The sequence below is a fragment of the Ensifer sp. ENS09 genome (assembly GCF_014852425.1).
Taxonomy (GTDB): domain Bacteria; phylum Pseudomonadota; class Alphaproteobacteria; order Rhizobiales; family Rhizobiaceae; genus Ensifer.
In genome coordinates, this window is sequence record NZ_JACVBP010000004.1 from 880,616 (window position 1) to 896,251 (window position 15,636).

General features: G+C 61.1%; 13 protein-coding genes. 6 read left to right on the forward strand and 7 right to left on the reverse strand.

Features of this window, described 5'->3' with window-relative positions; genetic code table 11:
- Positions 1–2 precede the first annotated feature (2 nt).
- On the reverse strand, positions 3–1,640 hold the full coding sequence (locus tag IB267_RS24355; RefSeq protein WP_192449957.1) for a TIGR04028 family ABC transporter substrate-binding protein: 1,638 nt from the start codon (positions 1,638–1,640) through the stop codon (positions 3–5).
- Between the two features lie 331 nt (positions 1,641–1,971).
- On the opposite strand from IB267_RS24355, the gene galE reads away from it, so the two are divergent.
- The gene (galE, locus tag IB267_RS24360; protein WP_192449958.1) at positions 1,972–2,958 is read left to right on the forward strand and encodes a UDP-glucose 4-epimerase GalE; all 987 of its coding nucleotides are present in this window, start codon (positions 1,972–1,974) and stop codon (positions 2,956–2,958) included.
- A 55-nt stretch (positions 2,959–3,013) separates the two neighbouring features.
- On the opposite strand, the gene IB267_RS24365 is transcribed toward galE, so the two are convergent.
- From IB267_RS24365 to IB267_RS24380, 4 genes are all read right to left on the reverse strand, one after another.
- Positions 3,014–4,027, reverse strand: coding sequence for an acyltransferase (locus IB267_RS24365; RefSeq protein ID WP_192449959.1), 1,014 nt, complete (start codon positions 4,025–4,027; stop codon positions 3,014–3,016).
- Positions 4,024–5,307 carry an O-antigen ligase gene (locus IB267_RS24370; protein WP_192449960.1) on the reverse strand — a complete coding sequence of 428 codons (1,284 nt, stop codon included), beginning with the start codon at positions 5,305–5,307 and terminating at the stop codon, positions 4,024–4,026. Before IB267_RS24370 ends, IB267_RS24365 begins: the two co-directional genes overlap by 4 nt.
- A gap of 8 nt (positions 5,308–5,315) precedes the next feature.
- Positions 5,316–6,587: a polysaccharide biosynthesis/export family protein gene (locus IB267_RS24375; protein ID WP_192449961.1), complete on the reverse strand. Its 1,272-nt coding sequence runs from the start codon at positions 6,585–6,587 to the stop codon at positions 5,316–5,318.
- A gap of 67 nt (positions 6,588–6,654) precedes the next feature.
- Entirely contained in the window at positions 6,655–7,335 is a 681-nt protein-coding gene (locus tag IB267_RS24380; protein WP_192449962.1) for a sugar transferase, read from the reverse strand.
- 751 nt (positions 7,336–8,086) lie between these two features.
- Between IB267_RS24380 and IB267_RS24385 the strand changes: the two genes are divergently transcribed.
- The gene (locus tag IB267_RS24385; RefSeq protein ID WP_060582949.1) at positions 8,087–8,365 is read left to right on the forward strand and encodes an exopolysaccharide production repressor protein; all 279 of its coding nucleotides are present in this window, start codon (positions 8,087–8,089) and stop codon (positions 8,363–8,365) included.
- A 232-nt stretch (positions 8,366–8,597) separates the two neighbouring features.
- On the forward strand, positions 8,598–9,611 hold the full coding sequence (locus tag IB267_RS24390; protein WP_192449963.1) for a glycosyltransferase family 2 protein: 1,014 nt from the start codon (positions 8,598–8,600) through the stop codon (positions 9,609–9,611).
- A gap of 82 nt (positions 9,612–9,693) precedes the next feature.
- Here the strand turns inward: IB267_RS24390 and IB267_RS24395 are convergent, their stop codons facing one another.
- Both IB267_RS24395 and IB267_RS24400 read right to left on the reverse strand, forming a co-directional pair.
- Entirely contained in the window at positions 9,694–10,641 is a 948-nt protein-coding gene (locus tag IB267_RS24395; protein ID WP_192449964.1) for a polysaccharide pyruvyl transferase family protein, read from the reverse strand.
- 86 nt (positions 10,642–10,727) lie between these two features.
- Entirely contained in the window at positions 10,728–11,693 is a 966-nt protein-coding gene (locus IB267_RS24400) for a glycosyltransferase family 2 protein (protein WP_192449965.1), read from the reverse strand.
- Between the two features lie 121 nt (positions 11,694–11,814).
- Here IB267_RS24400 and IB267_RS24405 point away from each other — a divergent pair, with 121 nt between their 5' ends.
- The 3 genes from IB267_RS24405 (at position 11,815) to IB267_RS24415 (ending at position 15,608) form a co-directional block, all read left to right on the forward strand.
- A complete protein-coding gene (locus tag IB267_RS24405) occupies positions 11,815–13,299 on the forward strand; it encodes a lipopolysaccharide biosynthesis protein (protein ID WP_192449966.1) in 1,485 nt (494 codons plus the stop codon).
- Positions 13,300–13,707: 408 nt separating this feature from the next.
- Complete coding sequence (locus IB267_RS24410) at positions 13,708–14,823, forward strand: acyltransferase (RefSeq protein WP_192449967.1); 1,116 nt, start codon at positions 13,708–13,710, stop codon at positions 14,821–14,823.
- Positions 14,824–14,825: 2 nt separating this feature from the next.
- Complete coding sequence (locus IB267_RS24415) at positions 14,826–15,608, forward strand: glycoside hydrolase family 16 protein (RefSeq protein ID WP_371742622.1); 783 nt, start codon at positions 14,826–14,828, stop codon at positions 15,606–15,608.
- The last annotated feature ends 28 nt before the right edge of the window (positions 15,609–15,636 follow it).

Here is a 15,636-nt window from a genome sequence, read left to right on the forward strand (position 1 = left end):
GATCAGTGTTCGGCAAGCCAGGTGCTGTAGAAGCTTGGGCGGCCGACAGCCTCGAAGGCCACGCCCTGGACGTAGGGCGCACCGGCATAGGCCTGCGGTTCCTCGAAGATCGGGATCGCATAGGCCTGATCAACGACGTAGTCCTGGACTTCGCCGGCGATCGCGAGGCGCTTCTCGCGATCCGGCTCGGAGGCGAGCGCATCGAGCAGACCGTTCAGTTTGGTATCGACGAAGCTCTGAACCTTGTCGCTGAGTCCGCCCTTCTGGCGCAGCACATCGCGGTTCTTCGGATAGTATTGGCTCTTGATCACATCGGGGTCCGCGCGGCCGACCATGGCCGGCGACACTGGCGTCTTCAGCGGATCGAGATCATCCACCGTCTTGCTGCCGCTGTCGCCGGCAAGAACGCTCAGCTTCACGCCCACCTTGCCCCACTGCTGGGCGACCAGTTGAAGCGTTTCCTTGTTCTGCGGCTGCGGCAGCGATTCATAAGCCGTCAGCACCAGTTCCTTGCCGTCCTTCTGGCGGAGGCCGTTGGCGCCGACCGACCAACCGGCTTCATCGAGCAGGGCCTTGGCCTTTACGGGATCAAAAGTGAGCTTGGCCGAGATGTCCTTGTAGCCGAGCGCCGACGACGCGATGATCGAAGTGGCTTGCGGATAATTGGCCGAGAACAGCGTGGTGACGATTTCCTTGGTGTCGGTCGCGTGCAGCAGCGCCTGGCGTACCCGGATGTCGGCCACCAACGGGTTGTCCGGGCGGAAGACGACGCTGTTGTTCACCCCGCGGGTGGAAGGCGCGTAGATCTGATAGTCCTGCGCCTCGACTTGACCCTCGTCATAGGCCTGGACCTGGCGGATGAAATCCGCCTGCCCTGCGAGCAGTGCACCGATGCGCACGCTGTCTTCGCCGATGATGATGTACTTGATGCCGTCGAGATAGGCGCGGCCCTGGTGTTCGAGCTTGGCCGGGCCCCAGTTGTATTCCTCGCGGGCCTTTAGACTTAGTTCCTTGCCGATCGTCTCGCTCTCGACGACAAACGGACCGGAGCCGATGATTTTCGTCGCGTCGCCAAGTTCCTCGAAAGGCAACGCCAGCGTGCTTGCGGCCACCAGGCCCGAGCCGATAACGGACGTTCCCTGAAGGAACCCCGGCGACGGTTTCTTGAAGTAGAATTTGACCGTCAGCGGATCGACGACTTCGCTACGCTCGTAGTTGTTGATCACCTCTGAAACCGGCTGCTTCAACGCCTTGTTGCCGAGGCCGAAGGCGTCGTAGTTCTTGGCAACGGCAGCCGCGTCGAGCGGCGAGCCATCGGAGAACGTTACGCCGGGGCGAATCTTGAACGTGTATTCCGTCGCATCGGCGTTGACCGTCCAGGACTCGGCGATCCAGGGCTCGATTTCCAGCGTCTTCGGGTTCTGATAGGTCAACTTGTCGGTGATCTGGTTGAGGATGCCACCGTTCGGATAGAAGCCGCCGGCCGGCGGGTAGAGGTTCGTATGGGCCTGCTGCTCCAGATAGATCAACGTGCCGCCCTTGACCGGATCCGTCGTTTGCGCCTGGGCACCGCTTAGAGCCAGGCCAGAGGTCGCAAGTGTGGCGAGCGTCAGCGCCAGGCGTTTCAGTTTCGTCGTCATGAGAGCCTTCCTTCAGAAATCTGGAGGCTATGGTACGACCGCGGCAGGCATAATCAATTAAATCTAGTAAATTAATATGCTATATGTTTTGCCCGAACAGAAAGAAGCATCTAGCGTGCGAACGCCCGGGAGATAATTGTCCCTTCTCGTATTTTTCCCACCGATTTTGATGGGCCGGGATCGACAGAAGTGTGGAAAGAAGCACGCTGGTAACCACCGCCACATACGCGACATGGACACGTGCTTGATTGCGCGCGGCATTGACACCATTGTCGTCATCCGTTGAAAAATCTTGGCAATTTCTCTGAACCTCCCAAGGATCGTAAGCATCATGGAAAGCAATAAAGTCCTCGTCGTCGGCGGTGCCGGCTACATCGGCTCGCATACGTGCCTCGAACTCGCCAACAAGGGTTTCGAGCCGGTCGTTTACGACAACCTTTCGAATGGCCACGAGGAATTCGTCAAATGGGGCGTGCTGGAAAAGGGTGATATCCGCGACCGCAAGCGGCTCGACGAGGTGCTTGCCCGTCACAAGCCACGCGCCATCCTGCATTTTGCCGCGATGATCGAGGTGGGTGAATCGGTGAAGGACCCGGTTTCCTTCTACGACAACAATGTCATCGGCACGCTGACCTTGCTTTCGGCCGCCCTTGCCGCCGGCGTCGAAGCTTTCGTGTTCTCGTCCACCTGCGCCACCTATGGCCTGCCGGAGAGCGTGCCGATCGACGAACAGCACCGCCAGGCGCCGATCAACCCCTACGGCCGGACCAAGTGGGTGTGCGAGCAGGCGCTGAAGGACTACGGGCAGTACAAGGGCTTGCGCTCGGTCATCCTGCGCTACTTCAACGCCGCCGGCGCCGATCCGGAAGGCCGCATCGGCGAGTGGCACGAACCGGAGACGCATGCCATCCCGCTCGCCATCGACGCCGCCCTCGGCCGGCGCCAGAGCTTCAAGATCTTCGGCACGGACTACGACACGCGCGACGGCACCTGCGTACGCGACTACATCCACGTGCTTGATCTTGCCGACGCCCATGTGCGCGCGGTCGAACACCTGCTTGCCGGCGGCGACAGCGTCGAGCTCAACCTCGGCACGGGCACCGGCACGACCGTCAAGGAACTGCTGACGGCGATTTCCGAGGTTTCCGGACGTGAATTCCAGGTTGATCTCGTCGAACGCCGCGAAGGAGATTCGACGACACTGGTCGCCAACAATGACAAGGCTCGCGACGTGCTGGGATGGGTTCCGAAATACGAGCTCACCGACATCACGCGCACGGCCTGGAACTGGCATTCCCGCCGCAATCAGGGTGTTTGAGGCTTTGATGGCGCTGGTGCGGCGGTCATCGCCGCACCAGGATCACTCCGACGCGTCAGGCCGTGTGCTGCACCGGCCTTGAGAAAAAGCCCGAGCGCAGCCGTGTGGCCAGCGGCTTTTCAATCAGAAGATAGGCGAAAGCGCCAAGCGCCGTCCCCGCAACGACCGCCACCAGCGCCGATGCGAGCGGCCCAATCCCCATCATTCCACAGGCCTTGACCACGACCGATATCGCAAAGGTGTGCCAGAGATAGATGGAATAGGATGCGTCGCCAAGCATCATCGGCAGCCTGCGCGGGCGGAACCAGCCCTTAGCCTCGAGCGCCAGCGTTCCCAAAACCAGCATGACGGCCAAGGGTCCGAGAATGAACTCGTCGAAAGGCAGGCGAAGCACGGCGACCGCCGCGAACCCTGAAAACGCGCCGGCGACAAGCACGAGGCCGGACGTTGCGCCCGGCACCCTGCCCCTCAGCCAGAGTTCGGCGACGACCATACCGGCCACGAATTCGAGAATAATCGGCCGTGTGTAGGTGACGACGAGCGCATTGTCGCTGTCGACGGCAAAGCCGATGGCCACCAGCGCCGAGAAACAGCCAGCGATCGCCAGCAGACGCCTCGACCGCGGCAACAGCAGCGTCAGTGCGAAGACGGCATAAAAGAACATCTCGTAGTTCAGCGTCCAGCCCTGCACCAGCACCGGCCAGATTTCGCCGCTGCTGGGTGAGCGCGTGGGAATGAACAGCAGCGAGGAAAGCACATGTCCATTGCTCAAGACGAGATTGGGAAACAGTCCGGCGAGGCCGCCGATGACCATTACCGCGGTCGCGAGCCAATAGATCGGCGCGATCCTTTGAACGCGGTCGCGCAGGAATGCGAGTGGTGACACCGGCCGCCGCTCGCTGATCACCCACATGATGAAGCCGCTGATGACGAAGAAGACATCGACGCCCGCAGCACCGATCGCGAAGTTATGTCCGGTGCGCTCGGCGGCATGAAAGACGACGACACCGAGCGCTGCGACGGCCCGCAGGTACTGGATGCCGTAGATCGTCGTCGGAGGGGTGATCATCGATACCTCAAGCGCAGCGGGATCTCCGATACGGTCGGCCCCGAACGATCTTCGACGCTCTGCTGCGGGCGCGCTTCCGGCAATGTCAGCTTTCCGGCGGCGAAATAGAGCAGGAACGAGCCGATATGATAGGGGTTCATGATGTCGATCTCGACGAAGGACCGCACTAGTAGCAGCAGCGCTATGCCGAAAAGCACCGAGGACTGCGTGTCGTGGTCCTGCGTCAAAAGCCGCTTGGTGTGTCCGAGCACGGTTATCAGCAGGATGCCGGACAAGAGAACGAGCCCGATTGCGCCGGTCTCCACCATCGCTTCGATAAAGGTGTTGTGAAAGTGGAAGCCGGAGCGTGTGGCGATGTAGAACTCCTCCCACAGGCGTTCAGGCTCGGAGAATCCCTGGACCCAATAGGCCTGATAGCCGACACCGACCAATGGTGATGACATGGCGGCCTCGATGCCCTGCTGCCACAGATAGGTGCGCCCGGTCAGGGTGGAATCCTTGCCGAAAAGGCCGAGGACAAGATCGACGCCGCCGCCATAGATACCTGCAACGGCAACCATGACGGCGCAAACGGTAGCTGCGAGGAAGAGACCCTTGCGGTGTGCTGGCGACAATAGGCCGACGACCCGCATGCCGAGCCAGAGCCCGAGGATGACCACGGTGGTCAACACCGACGTGGCCGATTGCGACGCAAAGAGGGAATAGGCCGACAGCATCGCGACCAACCCCGATGCCGCGAGCCACAGGCCGCGTTCGCCAAGCGCGATCGGCGCGACGAAGGCGAAATAGATGCCGAGCGAGGCGTAGAAGCCAAGCTGGTTCTTCGAGGCGAAGGCGCCGACGAAACTGTAGGTGCCGTCGAGCGGATCGAGGTGATAGACGCCGAAGAGCAGCGAGTAGACGAGAACGACGCCGGTGCCGGCAATCGCGCCGCGCACCAATGTCCTGATACCGACGACCCGCATGGCAATCAGGGCGCAGATCACGTGGGAGAGATACTGCACTCCCGTCCGCGCCGTCATACTTGGCGCTGCCGACCAGAAGACGGACAGGCAGGCGAAGATCGCGAAGCCAAGAATCCAGAGGCGGATGCCGTAGTTGCCGAGCACGCGACGATAATCGACCAGCACCAGCGGCAGCCAAAGGCCATAATAGAGCAGGATCGATGCCTGCCCGAAACGCGAGGAATAGGCGAAGACGAAGAGCGATAGCGCGATCGCAACGGTGCCATAGACACCATTGCGATCGGCAGAAATCAGGCTCGCCTTCGAAATCTTCACAGCCGGTCCTACTGCGTTGCCAGGATGGCTTCGACCTTGATCACGTCACCGGGCAATACAGGCGTATTTTCGTCGGCGGCGATCTCCGTCGGCTTGCCGTCGCGCTCGCGCATGATCGAATAGGCGATCGTGGCCTCCGCCGTATTGTCCTTCGACTGCGCGGCTTCGGCCGATTGCAGCAGCGCTTCGGCCATCAGATCGCGGCTGGTGCCGAGCTTGATCGAAAGCGTGTCGAGTTCGGCCTCGGTGTTCTGCAGGTCCTGGGCCAGTTGGGCGTCCCAGTCGTTGCGAAGATTGGTCTCGTCCTGCCCCGCCTTGCTGACATCCTGCTTCGCCTTCAGCGAAGCGGTGTCGATGTCGAGAAGAGCGGCCTGCAGTTCGGCGACGCGCTGCTCCAACGACAGTTTGCGCTGGCTGAGCGCCAGCCCCTTCTCGGCAAGGCTCTCGACTTTCTCGCGGTCTTCGACGACGAGCTCGAGCTGGCGATTCTGGGTTTCCGTCTTCTTTGCCAGCGACTGGATTTCGCTTTCGAGCAGGGACTTCAGATCGGCAAGCGCTTTCAATTGCAGCTTCTGCTTCCTGTCGCGCGAGGCCATCAGCGCCGTCTCGTTGGCGAGAAGCTTATCGATGCCCGGTACCCCTTGAAGGTCCTTCGGCAGTTCGATGCCATCCTTTTCGGCGATCTCGGCCTGAAGGCGGGCGCGCCGGATCAACAACCGGTTACGCTCGGACGTCTGGACGCTGGAATCGCCATGCGCATTTATGTAGTCGCGGGCAAAGCGCTGGCCGCTTTCGGAGCGACGCAGACCGCCGCCGAGGCTTACGGCTTTCAGCACCGTCAGATTGGGCGCAAAGGGATATTCGCCGGGCTTCTGCACCTCGCCCGCGAGATAGACCGGGCGGTATTGCGCAAGCTCGACGGAGGCGGACGGTCGGTCACGCAGACCGAAGAGCGTCTGCATCTTCTCGCCGATCGCTTCGCCGACTTCGGTCGTCGTCTTGCCGGCTGCCGGCAGGTCGCCGATGAAGGGCAAGGAAAGCGCTCCAGAAGGACCGACCGTGTACTCGCCGCTGACAACAGACCAGTCGCGGACGGCCCCTTCAGCGGTCTGCCATTCGGCCACGCGGATCCTCAGCCTGTCCATGGTGCCGAGTTGGTACTCGTCGGCCCAAGCCGGAAATGCGAAAGTGAGCGCCGCGGCGATGAGAGCGGCGCGGCGCAGGAAACGGGGCAGCGTGCGCGGCATGCGCGACTTTCCCGACAGATTGTGTTTTTTCATTTGGGCTTCCCGAATGAAGGGGCGCCGTCCCGCGACCGGTCGCGCGGGCTTTTTAGGCGCTGTTTCGTCAGTAGCTGCCGCGCGAAAGGCAAACGGCGGGAATGGTCCTGACAACAATGGAAAAGTCGCTCAGCAGCGACCAGTTCTGGACGTACTGAGTGTCGAACGCGATACGGGTTGCGTAGGAAACGTCGTTGCGCCCGCTGATTTGCCAAAGGCCGGTGAGACCGGGGCGGGATTGCAGGTAGTAGACGGCGGCGCTGTCGTAGAGCTCAAGTTCGTCCTCCACCACCGGGCGCGGGCCAACCATGCTCATTTCACCGCGCACGATGTTGACGAGCTGCGGCAGCTCATCGAGGCTGAGTTTGCGCAGGACGCTGCCAACGACCGTGACACGCGGGTCGTCCTGCAGTTTGCGCGTCGCGCGCCATTCCTCGTATGCGGCCGGATTGGCCTTGAGGTAGTCCTGCAGGATACGGTCCCCATCAGGCCGCATGGTGCGGAACTTAAGGCAACGGAACGACTTGCCGTTATGGCCGATGCGGCGGTGGCCGTAGAAGATGCTGCCGCCGTCGGAAAACTTGACCAGCGCCATGAGCATCAGGAACAGCGGGCTTAAGAAAACGAGGGCGAGGGAAGCGGCAAGCACGTCGAAGCCACGCTTCGAAACGCCACCCACGGGTGGGATTGCCGCAAACTCTGCGGCCCTGAAAAACGGCGAATTGGCCGATCTGGTCGCAGACTTCATAGAGGTGACTCCATTTACGTTTGGCGATTTGTCGGTCTCCCCAGGGGGGCCTACAGCCCACACTGGGGCGCGCTCATCGTGAATAATGAACGTCCGGTAAGGATTTGCTTTTTGAAGGCGAAATAAAGGCGAGTATCCGAGCAGGGGCCAAAATGCGTATATCACCACTTTCGAATATGAAATATTTTCCGTGACAGGCGCGGTTATATTATTGCGAGAAACAGTATCACCTCGCACGTATTCCTGTATTGTTTCTGGCGAGCCAAATTACATTTCCGGATAAGTGGCGATATCTTCGCAGGCCGATGTTTTCCTTGAGCTTCGGGAGTGTGATTTCCCCTGCTCCAAAATTATCGGTCGTCCGTATTTCCCAAATTTTGCTGCGTCGCACCAAGTCTTCGCGGCGCACACAAAGACTCGCAGCATCGTTCAAACTTGTAATAAAAGTTGATCAGCACGTGAGTGTGGCGGCAACCATTGGGCGACGCAGAGAGCGTCTCCCGACGGGAGGTGGAAAATCAGCTGCCGAGCGCAGGCTCGCGTCGCAATGGCGTTCGAGGCCAATCAACTGATTTTGATTCGATCAACGCTGCTCGAAACGCGACATAAAGATTTGCCTGTTTCTATGTGCCAAAGCGGCGGCTATTGCCGGTTGCAGCCGATGTCCGTCGCCAATATATTAACATTTGCAGAGGAAAGGCCGATTTTGCGATGACGTCTGCAGCGATAGAACCGATTGCGAGCTAGTGTCATGTACGCACCACGCGTCTTCGTGAGTATGATCGGCGCCCTAACGGTTTTTGCTGTCGTCACCTATTTCCTCAATGGCTCTCTCACATCCACGCTGATCCAGACGGCGATCTGTGCGGTCCTCATTCAGATCGGCTATTTCCTCGCGGTCGTTTTCCTCATCTGGAGGAAAGCGCGTGAGCGCGGAAAAAAAGCGGCTGAAGTGCTGCAATCGGCCAATGACGACAAGCCGGGCAGCAATAGCCACCGCCTCGACCGGCCCGGTCACTTCAATCGTTGACCGCACGGCCGGACAAGCCTGCCTCGCCATTCTTAAAAAAAATCGCCTTTGACTCGGTTGCGACATGATCGCCCTGCATGGTTCGGCCCGTTACGGCAAGATTCCATGCCGGGCTGCATGATCTAGCGGGTCGCCAATGACCCGGCTGCGTCATGCAGCGATCGAGAGCTGGTGCAGTCCACTTGGCCGATAGGCGCCGCGCTGCCCGCGAGACAGGATACTGGAGGCCCCCATGACCACAGTCGCCCGGACAGATGTCTGCGTCATCATTGCTGCAAAGAATGCCGAGGCGACCATCGCCCGTGCTGTCGCGTCGGCGCTGGCCGAACCGGAAACCGCCGAGGTGATCGTGGTCGACGACGGGTCCAACGATCGGACCGTCGCTGCAGCGCGGTCTGCCGACGACCATCGCGGTCGACTGACGATCGCACGCTTCGAAAGCAATCGCGGCCCTTCAGCGGCCCGCAACCATGCGATCGCCATCAGCCGCTCCCCGGTTCTGGCGATCCTCGACGCCGACGATTTCTTTCTGCCGGGCAGGCTCGGCCGGCTGCTCACAGAAGACGAATGGGATTTCATCGCCGACAACATCGCCTTCATGGGCGAGGCCGCAGCGACTGGTGTGGCTCCAAGGGTCGATGACTTCCCGCCACGGCCGCGCCTTCTCAGCCTCATTGATTTCGTCGAGGGCAATATCTCGCGGCCGGGCGTGAAACGTGGCGAGATCGGCTTCCTGAAGCCGCTGATGCGCCGCCGCTTCCTCGACGAGCATGGCATCCGCTATCAGGAGGCGCTTCGGCTTGGGGAGGATTACGACCTCTATCTTCGCGCGCTGGCCAAGGGCGCGCGCTACAAGGTCATTCAAAGCTGCGGCTATGCGGCGATCGTACGCGGCAATTCGCTGAGCGGCAGCCACCGGACCGAGGACCTCAAGCGCCTCTACGAGGCCGACCGCGTCGTCCTTGCCGCAAACGACCTTGACGGTGAAGCGGCGGCTGCCGTGCGACGGCACGAGCGTCACGTGCGTGGCCGCTACCAGCACCGCCACTTCCTCGACCTGAAGAACGAACGCGGCGCAATGGCCGCAATCGGCTACCTGATGCGCAGCCCAGGCGCCGCACCTGCCGTGACCGCCGGCATCTTCGCAGACAAGACGGAACGTTTCAGGCCACGCCAGGATGCGGTGCCGAGCAGCGGTGCGTCCGTGCGTTACCTTCTGCCCGTCGGCGCCGAGCACGCGGGCTAGCAGCAAGCTCTCCGCCGCCGCGCCGAACCATCGTGGGTGGAAAACGCTCCGGCATCCAATCCGGAGCGTCGTTTGCGACGTGCTAGAGGTAGGCGCGCCGCACCGCGGCCAACGCCTCCTGGAAGCGTTCCTTGCGTTCCGCAAGCCGGCTGTCGCTGCTCAATTGCGGCGCCACCCGGGTCGCCTGCCACAGTGCCAGCGTCGACGGCGCCGCGAGAACCTGCTTGGCAGCGCTGCGCAAGAACGTCTGACGCGGTTCTCTGGTCGCAACCATTACCTCGTCGTCAACGGATCGCAGGTTCGCAGCCTCCGGCACGGTCTGCGCCTCGAAGCCCATGCCCCAGAAACGCGCGCCCTTGATCATCGCTTCGGTACGGCTGGAAACCGGCACATGGCGGGGACGGTATTCGACACCGACGGTTTTTGCCCAGTCGTTCCACTTGAAGCTGTTGATGCTTTCGGATGTCGTCACCGCCACCCAGGGAACGCGGAATGCGTCGGCGAGAATCGCCCCGTGCATCGATTCGGCCACGATGAACTCCGATTGCGCGATCTCGCGGATCACGTTCTTGGCCTCTCCGCGCGGGTCGATGTAGTGCAGGCCGACGGTGCCGCAGGTGACAGGCCACATGCCGGCGATCGCACTTTCCCAATGGGGAATGAAACTGCGCTTGTACAGTTTCGGCAGGCCCTGGAATTCCGGCATGTCGGCGACCATGACCGCAGGATCGACAATGCCGCGCTCCGGCGCAAGGCCGATCTTTTCGGCCGTCAACGGCCCGCGCACGCAGCGAAGATCCCATTCGGCGGCATCGCGCATGTCCGGCAAGGTGCCGTAGCCGAAACCACTGCCGATCACGAGTTTGCGGACGCCGTCGGGCAGAAGCGCACGGTTGAGCACCGTGCCAACGCCGACGAGGAGGATGTCGTCATGGACATCGCGAAAACCCGGCAGCAGGAAATCCCAAAGCCAGAGGTTGAGGTCGTCGCCGAAATTGCCGTGCTGAGATTCCCAATAATAGGGCTTCATGGGCGGTCCCTTCTTTCAGAATGCGAGATAGGTTCGATGCCGCGCCTGGCGGCCTTGTTCTTCCTCCAAAGGAGTTTCTGTCCAGATCAGCGTGAACGGGAGAACTTGCCGACGGCAAGCTCGAATGCGCTCTGCAACAGCTTGGGATCGCGCAAGACCCAACGCGCCAGCAGCCGGAACTGCGGCGACTTGCGCCGCTTCAGACGGCGCGCCTGGCTCCAGAGCGCCTGGCGCCGGGCCGTATGCTGGTAGGACTGGATCGACGCGACGGCCGATGGCTTGCGCGAAAGCCGGTGCTCCAGCGTTTCGAGGGCAACGAAGGTGTTGAACTGCTGCTGCAGGAACTGTGGAGAATCGTTGTCGATCGAGTGGAAGATGTTGATGCCCTCCCCGCGCACGGCGCCGGCCGCATCGCAAAGCACGACACGGCTTGCCGCCAGAATGCAGTCGCAGAAGAACAGCACGTCCTCGGCCGCAAGACGCAGCTCTGCGTCAAAGCGCACCGTCTCGAAAAGCTTGCGGCCAATCACCATGCAAGAGAGGTGCAGGAAGCTCCAGTTCCGCAGCATGACATTGGAAAGATCGGGAATTTCCACGACAAGCGGGCTTTCCTGCAGGCGCACGACCGTATCGCTTGCCTCGAGATCGGCGATGCCGAAATGGTAGTAGAATGCCTCGCCGCCTGTTATTGACGCCCAGTAGCAGTCAGCGCCAAAGCGGCTCATGCTGTCGACGGCATTCTGGAGATGATCGGTGGTCCAGATGTCGTCGGAATCGAGGAACGCGGCGAACGCCGAGTCGGCCGGAACGTTGTCGAGCCCGGTGTTGCGCGCACCGCCGGGACCCTTGTTTTCCTGACGGATGACCGTCAGACGCGCTCGCTCGCTATCAGCAAGCGGGCTCAACTCCTCATCGATCGGGTAAGGAGATTGATCGTCTATCACCAGGACATGGAAGTCTTGATAGCTCTGGGCAAAGACGGACGCGAGCGCGCGCCGAAGAATACCCGGCTCCTTCTGATAGTAGGGAATAATAACAGTCAGCTTCGCCATCTTTTCGCCCCTGCGGTTTCTCTAAAAGAGTAGTGCGTGGTCTCCTCCCACCGGGTCGCGACCTCTAATCTAGCGCTTGCCCTTTGTCGGAAATCCTTCAAAGGCATCACGGGATGCTCACATGCCTTCAAACGTAAACGCCAAGTCTGTGACTCGGAACGTCGGCTGGAGCGTCCTTTCAAAGACAGGCACATTCGGGCTGAAATTTGTCACCGTGCCGATTCTGGCACGCATCCTGACGCCGGAAGAGTTCGGAACGGTCGCCGTTGCGCTCACCGTCGTGCAGTTTCTGGCGATGATCGGCGGGGCCGGTCTTGCCTCCGCTCTGGTCATCCAGCGCGACGAGGACATGGAACTCATCCACTCCGCATTCTGGGCCAATCTGGCGGTCTCGCTGTTGATGGCGCTTGGACTTTTCGTCTTCGCCGGACCGCTTGCGAGCCTGCTCGGCGCGCCGGAGGCAAGCCATCTGCTGCGGATCATGAGCCTGCTCATCCCGCTGCAGCTTGCGGGCGATGTTGCCTATGCACTGCTTGCCCGCCGGATGAATTTCAGCAAGGACGCAGTCTGGACGATGCTCTCGGAAATCCTCGGCGCGCTCGTCGCGGTCGGGGCAGCACTTCTCGGATTCGGGGTGTGGTCGCTGCTTGCGCAGCTTTTCGTTTCGGCGTTCATCCGGCTTGCCGGTCTCTATGCCGTCTCCGGCTACGTCCCGCGTTTCGTGTTTTCGGCACGGCGCGTTCTTTCGCTCTGCCGCTTCAGTTTCGGCATGATGGGCTCCGAGATCGCCAACTTCATCACCTTCCAATCGCCGATGGTCGTCATCAGCCGCTATCTCGGTCTCTCGGATGCCGGCGCGTACTCGGCGGCGAACCGCTTTTCCAGCATTCCCAACCAGATCGTCCTTTCGGCGGTCATGGGCGTTCTCTTTCCCGCCTTCAGCCATATGGGCGAAGACCGCCAGCGGCGCTCGCAGGCGCTGATGCTCAGCACACAGGTCACCACTGTGCTGCTTGCGCCGATGATGTTCGGCCTCTGGGCGCTTGCCGAGCCGGCGATGCTCGTGCTCTTCGGCCAGCAATGGGCTTCAGCCTGGCCGGTGCTTGGCTTGCTCGCCCTGTCGAAGGGCCTGCTTACCCCCTGCAGCACCTACATTCCCTATCTCAAGGGCATCGGCCAGGGCGCGACCCTCTTCTGGTGGGCGGTGATCCGGGCGATCGCCACCACCGCCGCCGTCGCCTATGGCGCGATCGGGGGATCGCTGGTCGAAGCGATGATCACGCTCTGCCTCGTGAACCTCGCGACGCTCGTCGGCTATTCCTGGGTTGTCTTTCGCGCCGACCAGCTGCCCTTCCTGCGCGGCTTCCTGATTTCGGTAAGGCCGCTGGCCTCGGCCTTCATCATGGCTGTCATCGTCAGACTGTTGCTGGACTACTACGGCGCGCTGCTTCCAAGCGCGGTGCTCCAGGTTCTTGTCGGTGCGGCAATCGGTGGCCTGATTTATCTGGTGCTGGTGCTCGCTACCGAACGGCCGCTGTTGGCGAAGCTCAACGATATGGTTCGTTCCCGGGGTGCTTCAGCCTCGGTGCCGGCCGCAGCCGAGTAGCGGCTGGAAGAGCGCCAAAGCCTGCCCCACCCTTGCCGTATTTCGGCAAGGAATAACGCTTGCGTGATCGTTTCTACCGAAAAGTTGAAGAAAAAACGCACAACTTCTCAGCGTAACACAGACGCTTCGACAAGCATAAGCGTCAGAAAATCAGTCGTTGGTAATATTCCCCAACTGACGCCCAGGTCGTGGTTTTTTCCCACTCCGTGCGAGTCTATAGGCCTATTTTCCTACCATCATCGCATTTCCTAATGCTGCACCGCAGCGGACCAAGGGCGATTCGTTTGTTGCGACGCCATATTTTGATCCGCGCCCGAGCCTAATCTTCTGGGTGCGGGCTCTGGTCTGCTCTGTTGAAACGGCCGCTTCAAAACGCGCTGCCAGATGGGGGTGACGGACATCGTTGATGTGAACGCGAATATCTCCTCGCGGATCAATCTGATGCGCATCGTGCTGATCTCGGGCATTGTCTTCGTGCATGTGCCCTATGATCCGGCGACCAGTCCGTATGTCGGCACCTATGGCGGCATCGACTGGTTGCGCATTTTCCTGGGCGACAGCCTCTTCCGTGTCGGTGTCCCGTGTCTCAGCGCGATTTCCGGTTATCTCCTGTTCCGTCGCGGCCTCGACAATTTCGACTATGGCCGGACACTGAAGGCCAAGGCCCGGACCGTGCTTCTGCCATTCCTGTTGTGGAACCTGGCATTTCTCGCGTTGGTCTTCGTCGCGCAGACCAAGGACATCAGTTCGGGCTACCTGCCCGAGGTCGTCGGAGCCAGCCCCAGAGAATGGCTGAGCCTGGCCTTCGCGCTCGAGGATCTGCCGATCAATCTGCCGCTCTATTTCCTGCGCGACCTCCTGCTTTGTATCGTTCTTTCGCCGGTGCTCGCCTGGCTGATCAAGCGCTATCCGGCACAGACGCTCGCCGTCCTCTTCGCCTATGCGGTTTTGCCCGTTCCGAACGGCATCTTCCTAAAGAAGTCGATCCTCTTCGGGTTTAGCGCCGGCATCTACATGAGCCTGCATCGCATCGACGTCCGCAGCTTCGATCGCTTTTCCTGGCCGATTACCATCGCGTTCCTGAGCGCAGCCGTGCTCTTGTCCGTCCTGCTCTTTCAGTTTGGGCCGAACTTTCCCGTGTGGCTCGAAATGCTGCGCAGCCTGATTGCGATTTCCGGCATCGTCGGTTCCTGGGCCGTTTCCGCACTGCTCGTGCGCACGAACATCGGCGCGGCGCTCTCGCGCGGCAGTGGCCTCAGCTTCTGGATCTTCTGCACGCATTTTCCGCTGCTCGTGCTTCTCTGGATGATCTGGAACCGATCGGACATCGGCTACTATCCGGCGTTCTACTGCGCGGTTCCGCTCATCACGATCGCCCTCCTCGCCGGTGCCTACGCGCTTTCCGAGCGCTGGCTGCCCGCCCTCACCGCAATTCTCACCGGCAGCCGGACCGGCTCCGCCCGCGACATGCGTGCGCGGACAGGGGCTGTTCGCACCGGTCCCTCCCCCCAGCAAAGGACCTGACCATGAGATCGAAACGACCTCACCGCCTCGCCCTGCTCACCCTCCTCGCCGCCGGCCTTGCCGGACCGGCCCTGGCCGAAGGAACCGCTACGGGTACCTCTTTCATCGACAATTTCGATATGCTCGACACCGCCGTCTGGTACGTCTCGGACGGCTGGAACAATGGCGCGCATCAGAACTGCACCTGGTCGAAGAAGCAGGCGAAGGTCGTCAACGGCATCGCCGAGCTGACATTTACCGAAGGAAAACTCGGCGAGCGCAATTACGCCTGCGGCGAAATCCAGACCCGCAAGCGCTTCAGCTACGGCACTTACGAGGCGCGGATCAAGACGGCCGACGGCTCGGGGCTCAACTCCGCGTTCTTCACCTATATCGGACCGGCCGACAAGAAGCCGCATGACGAGATCGATTTCGAAGTGCTCGGCAAGAACCCGGCGAAGGTTCAGATCAACCAATACGTCTCGGCCAAGGGCGGCAACGAGAAGCTGGTCGATGTGCCGGGAGCCGCCAACCAGGGCTTCAACGACTATGCTTTCGTCTGGGAGAAGGAGCGCATTCGCTATTACGTGAATGGCGAACTGGTCCACGAGGTCACCGATCCCGCGAAGATCCCGGCCAATCCGCAGAAGATTTTCTTCAGCCTTTGGGGAACGGACACCCTGACGGATTGGATGGGCGCCTTTGCCTACAAAGGCCCCTCGATGATGCAGGTCGACCGGGTGGCTTTCACCGCACCGGGGGACGACTGCCAGTTCCCTGAGTCGATTGCCTGCAAGACGAACTAGCCGACGAGCGGGAGCACGGTCGGCAGCC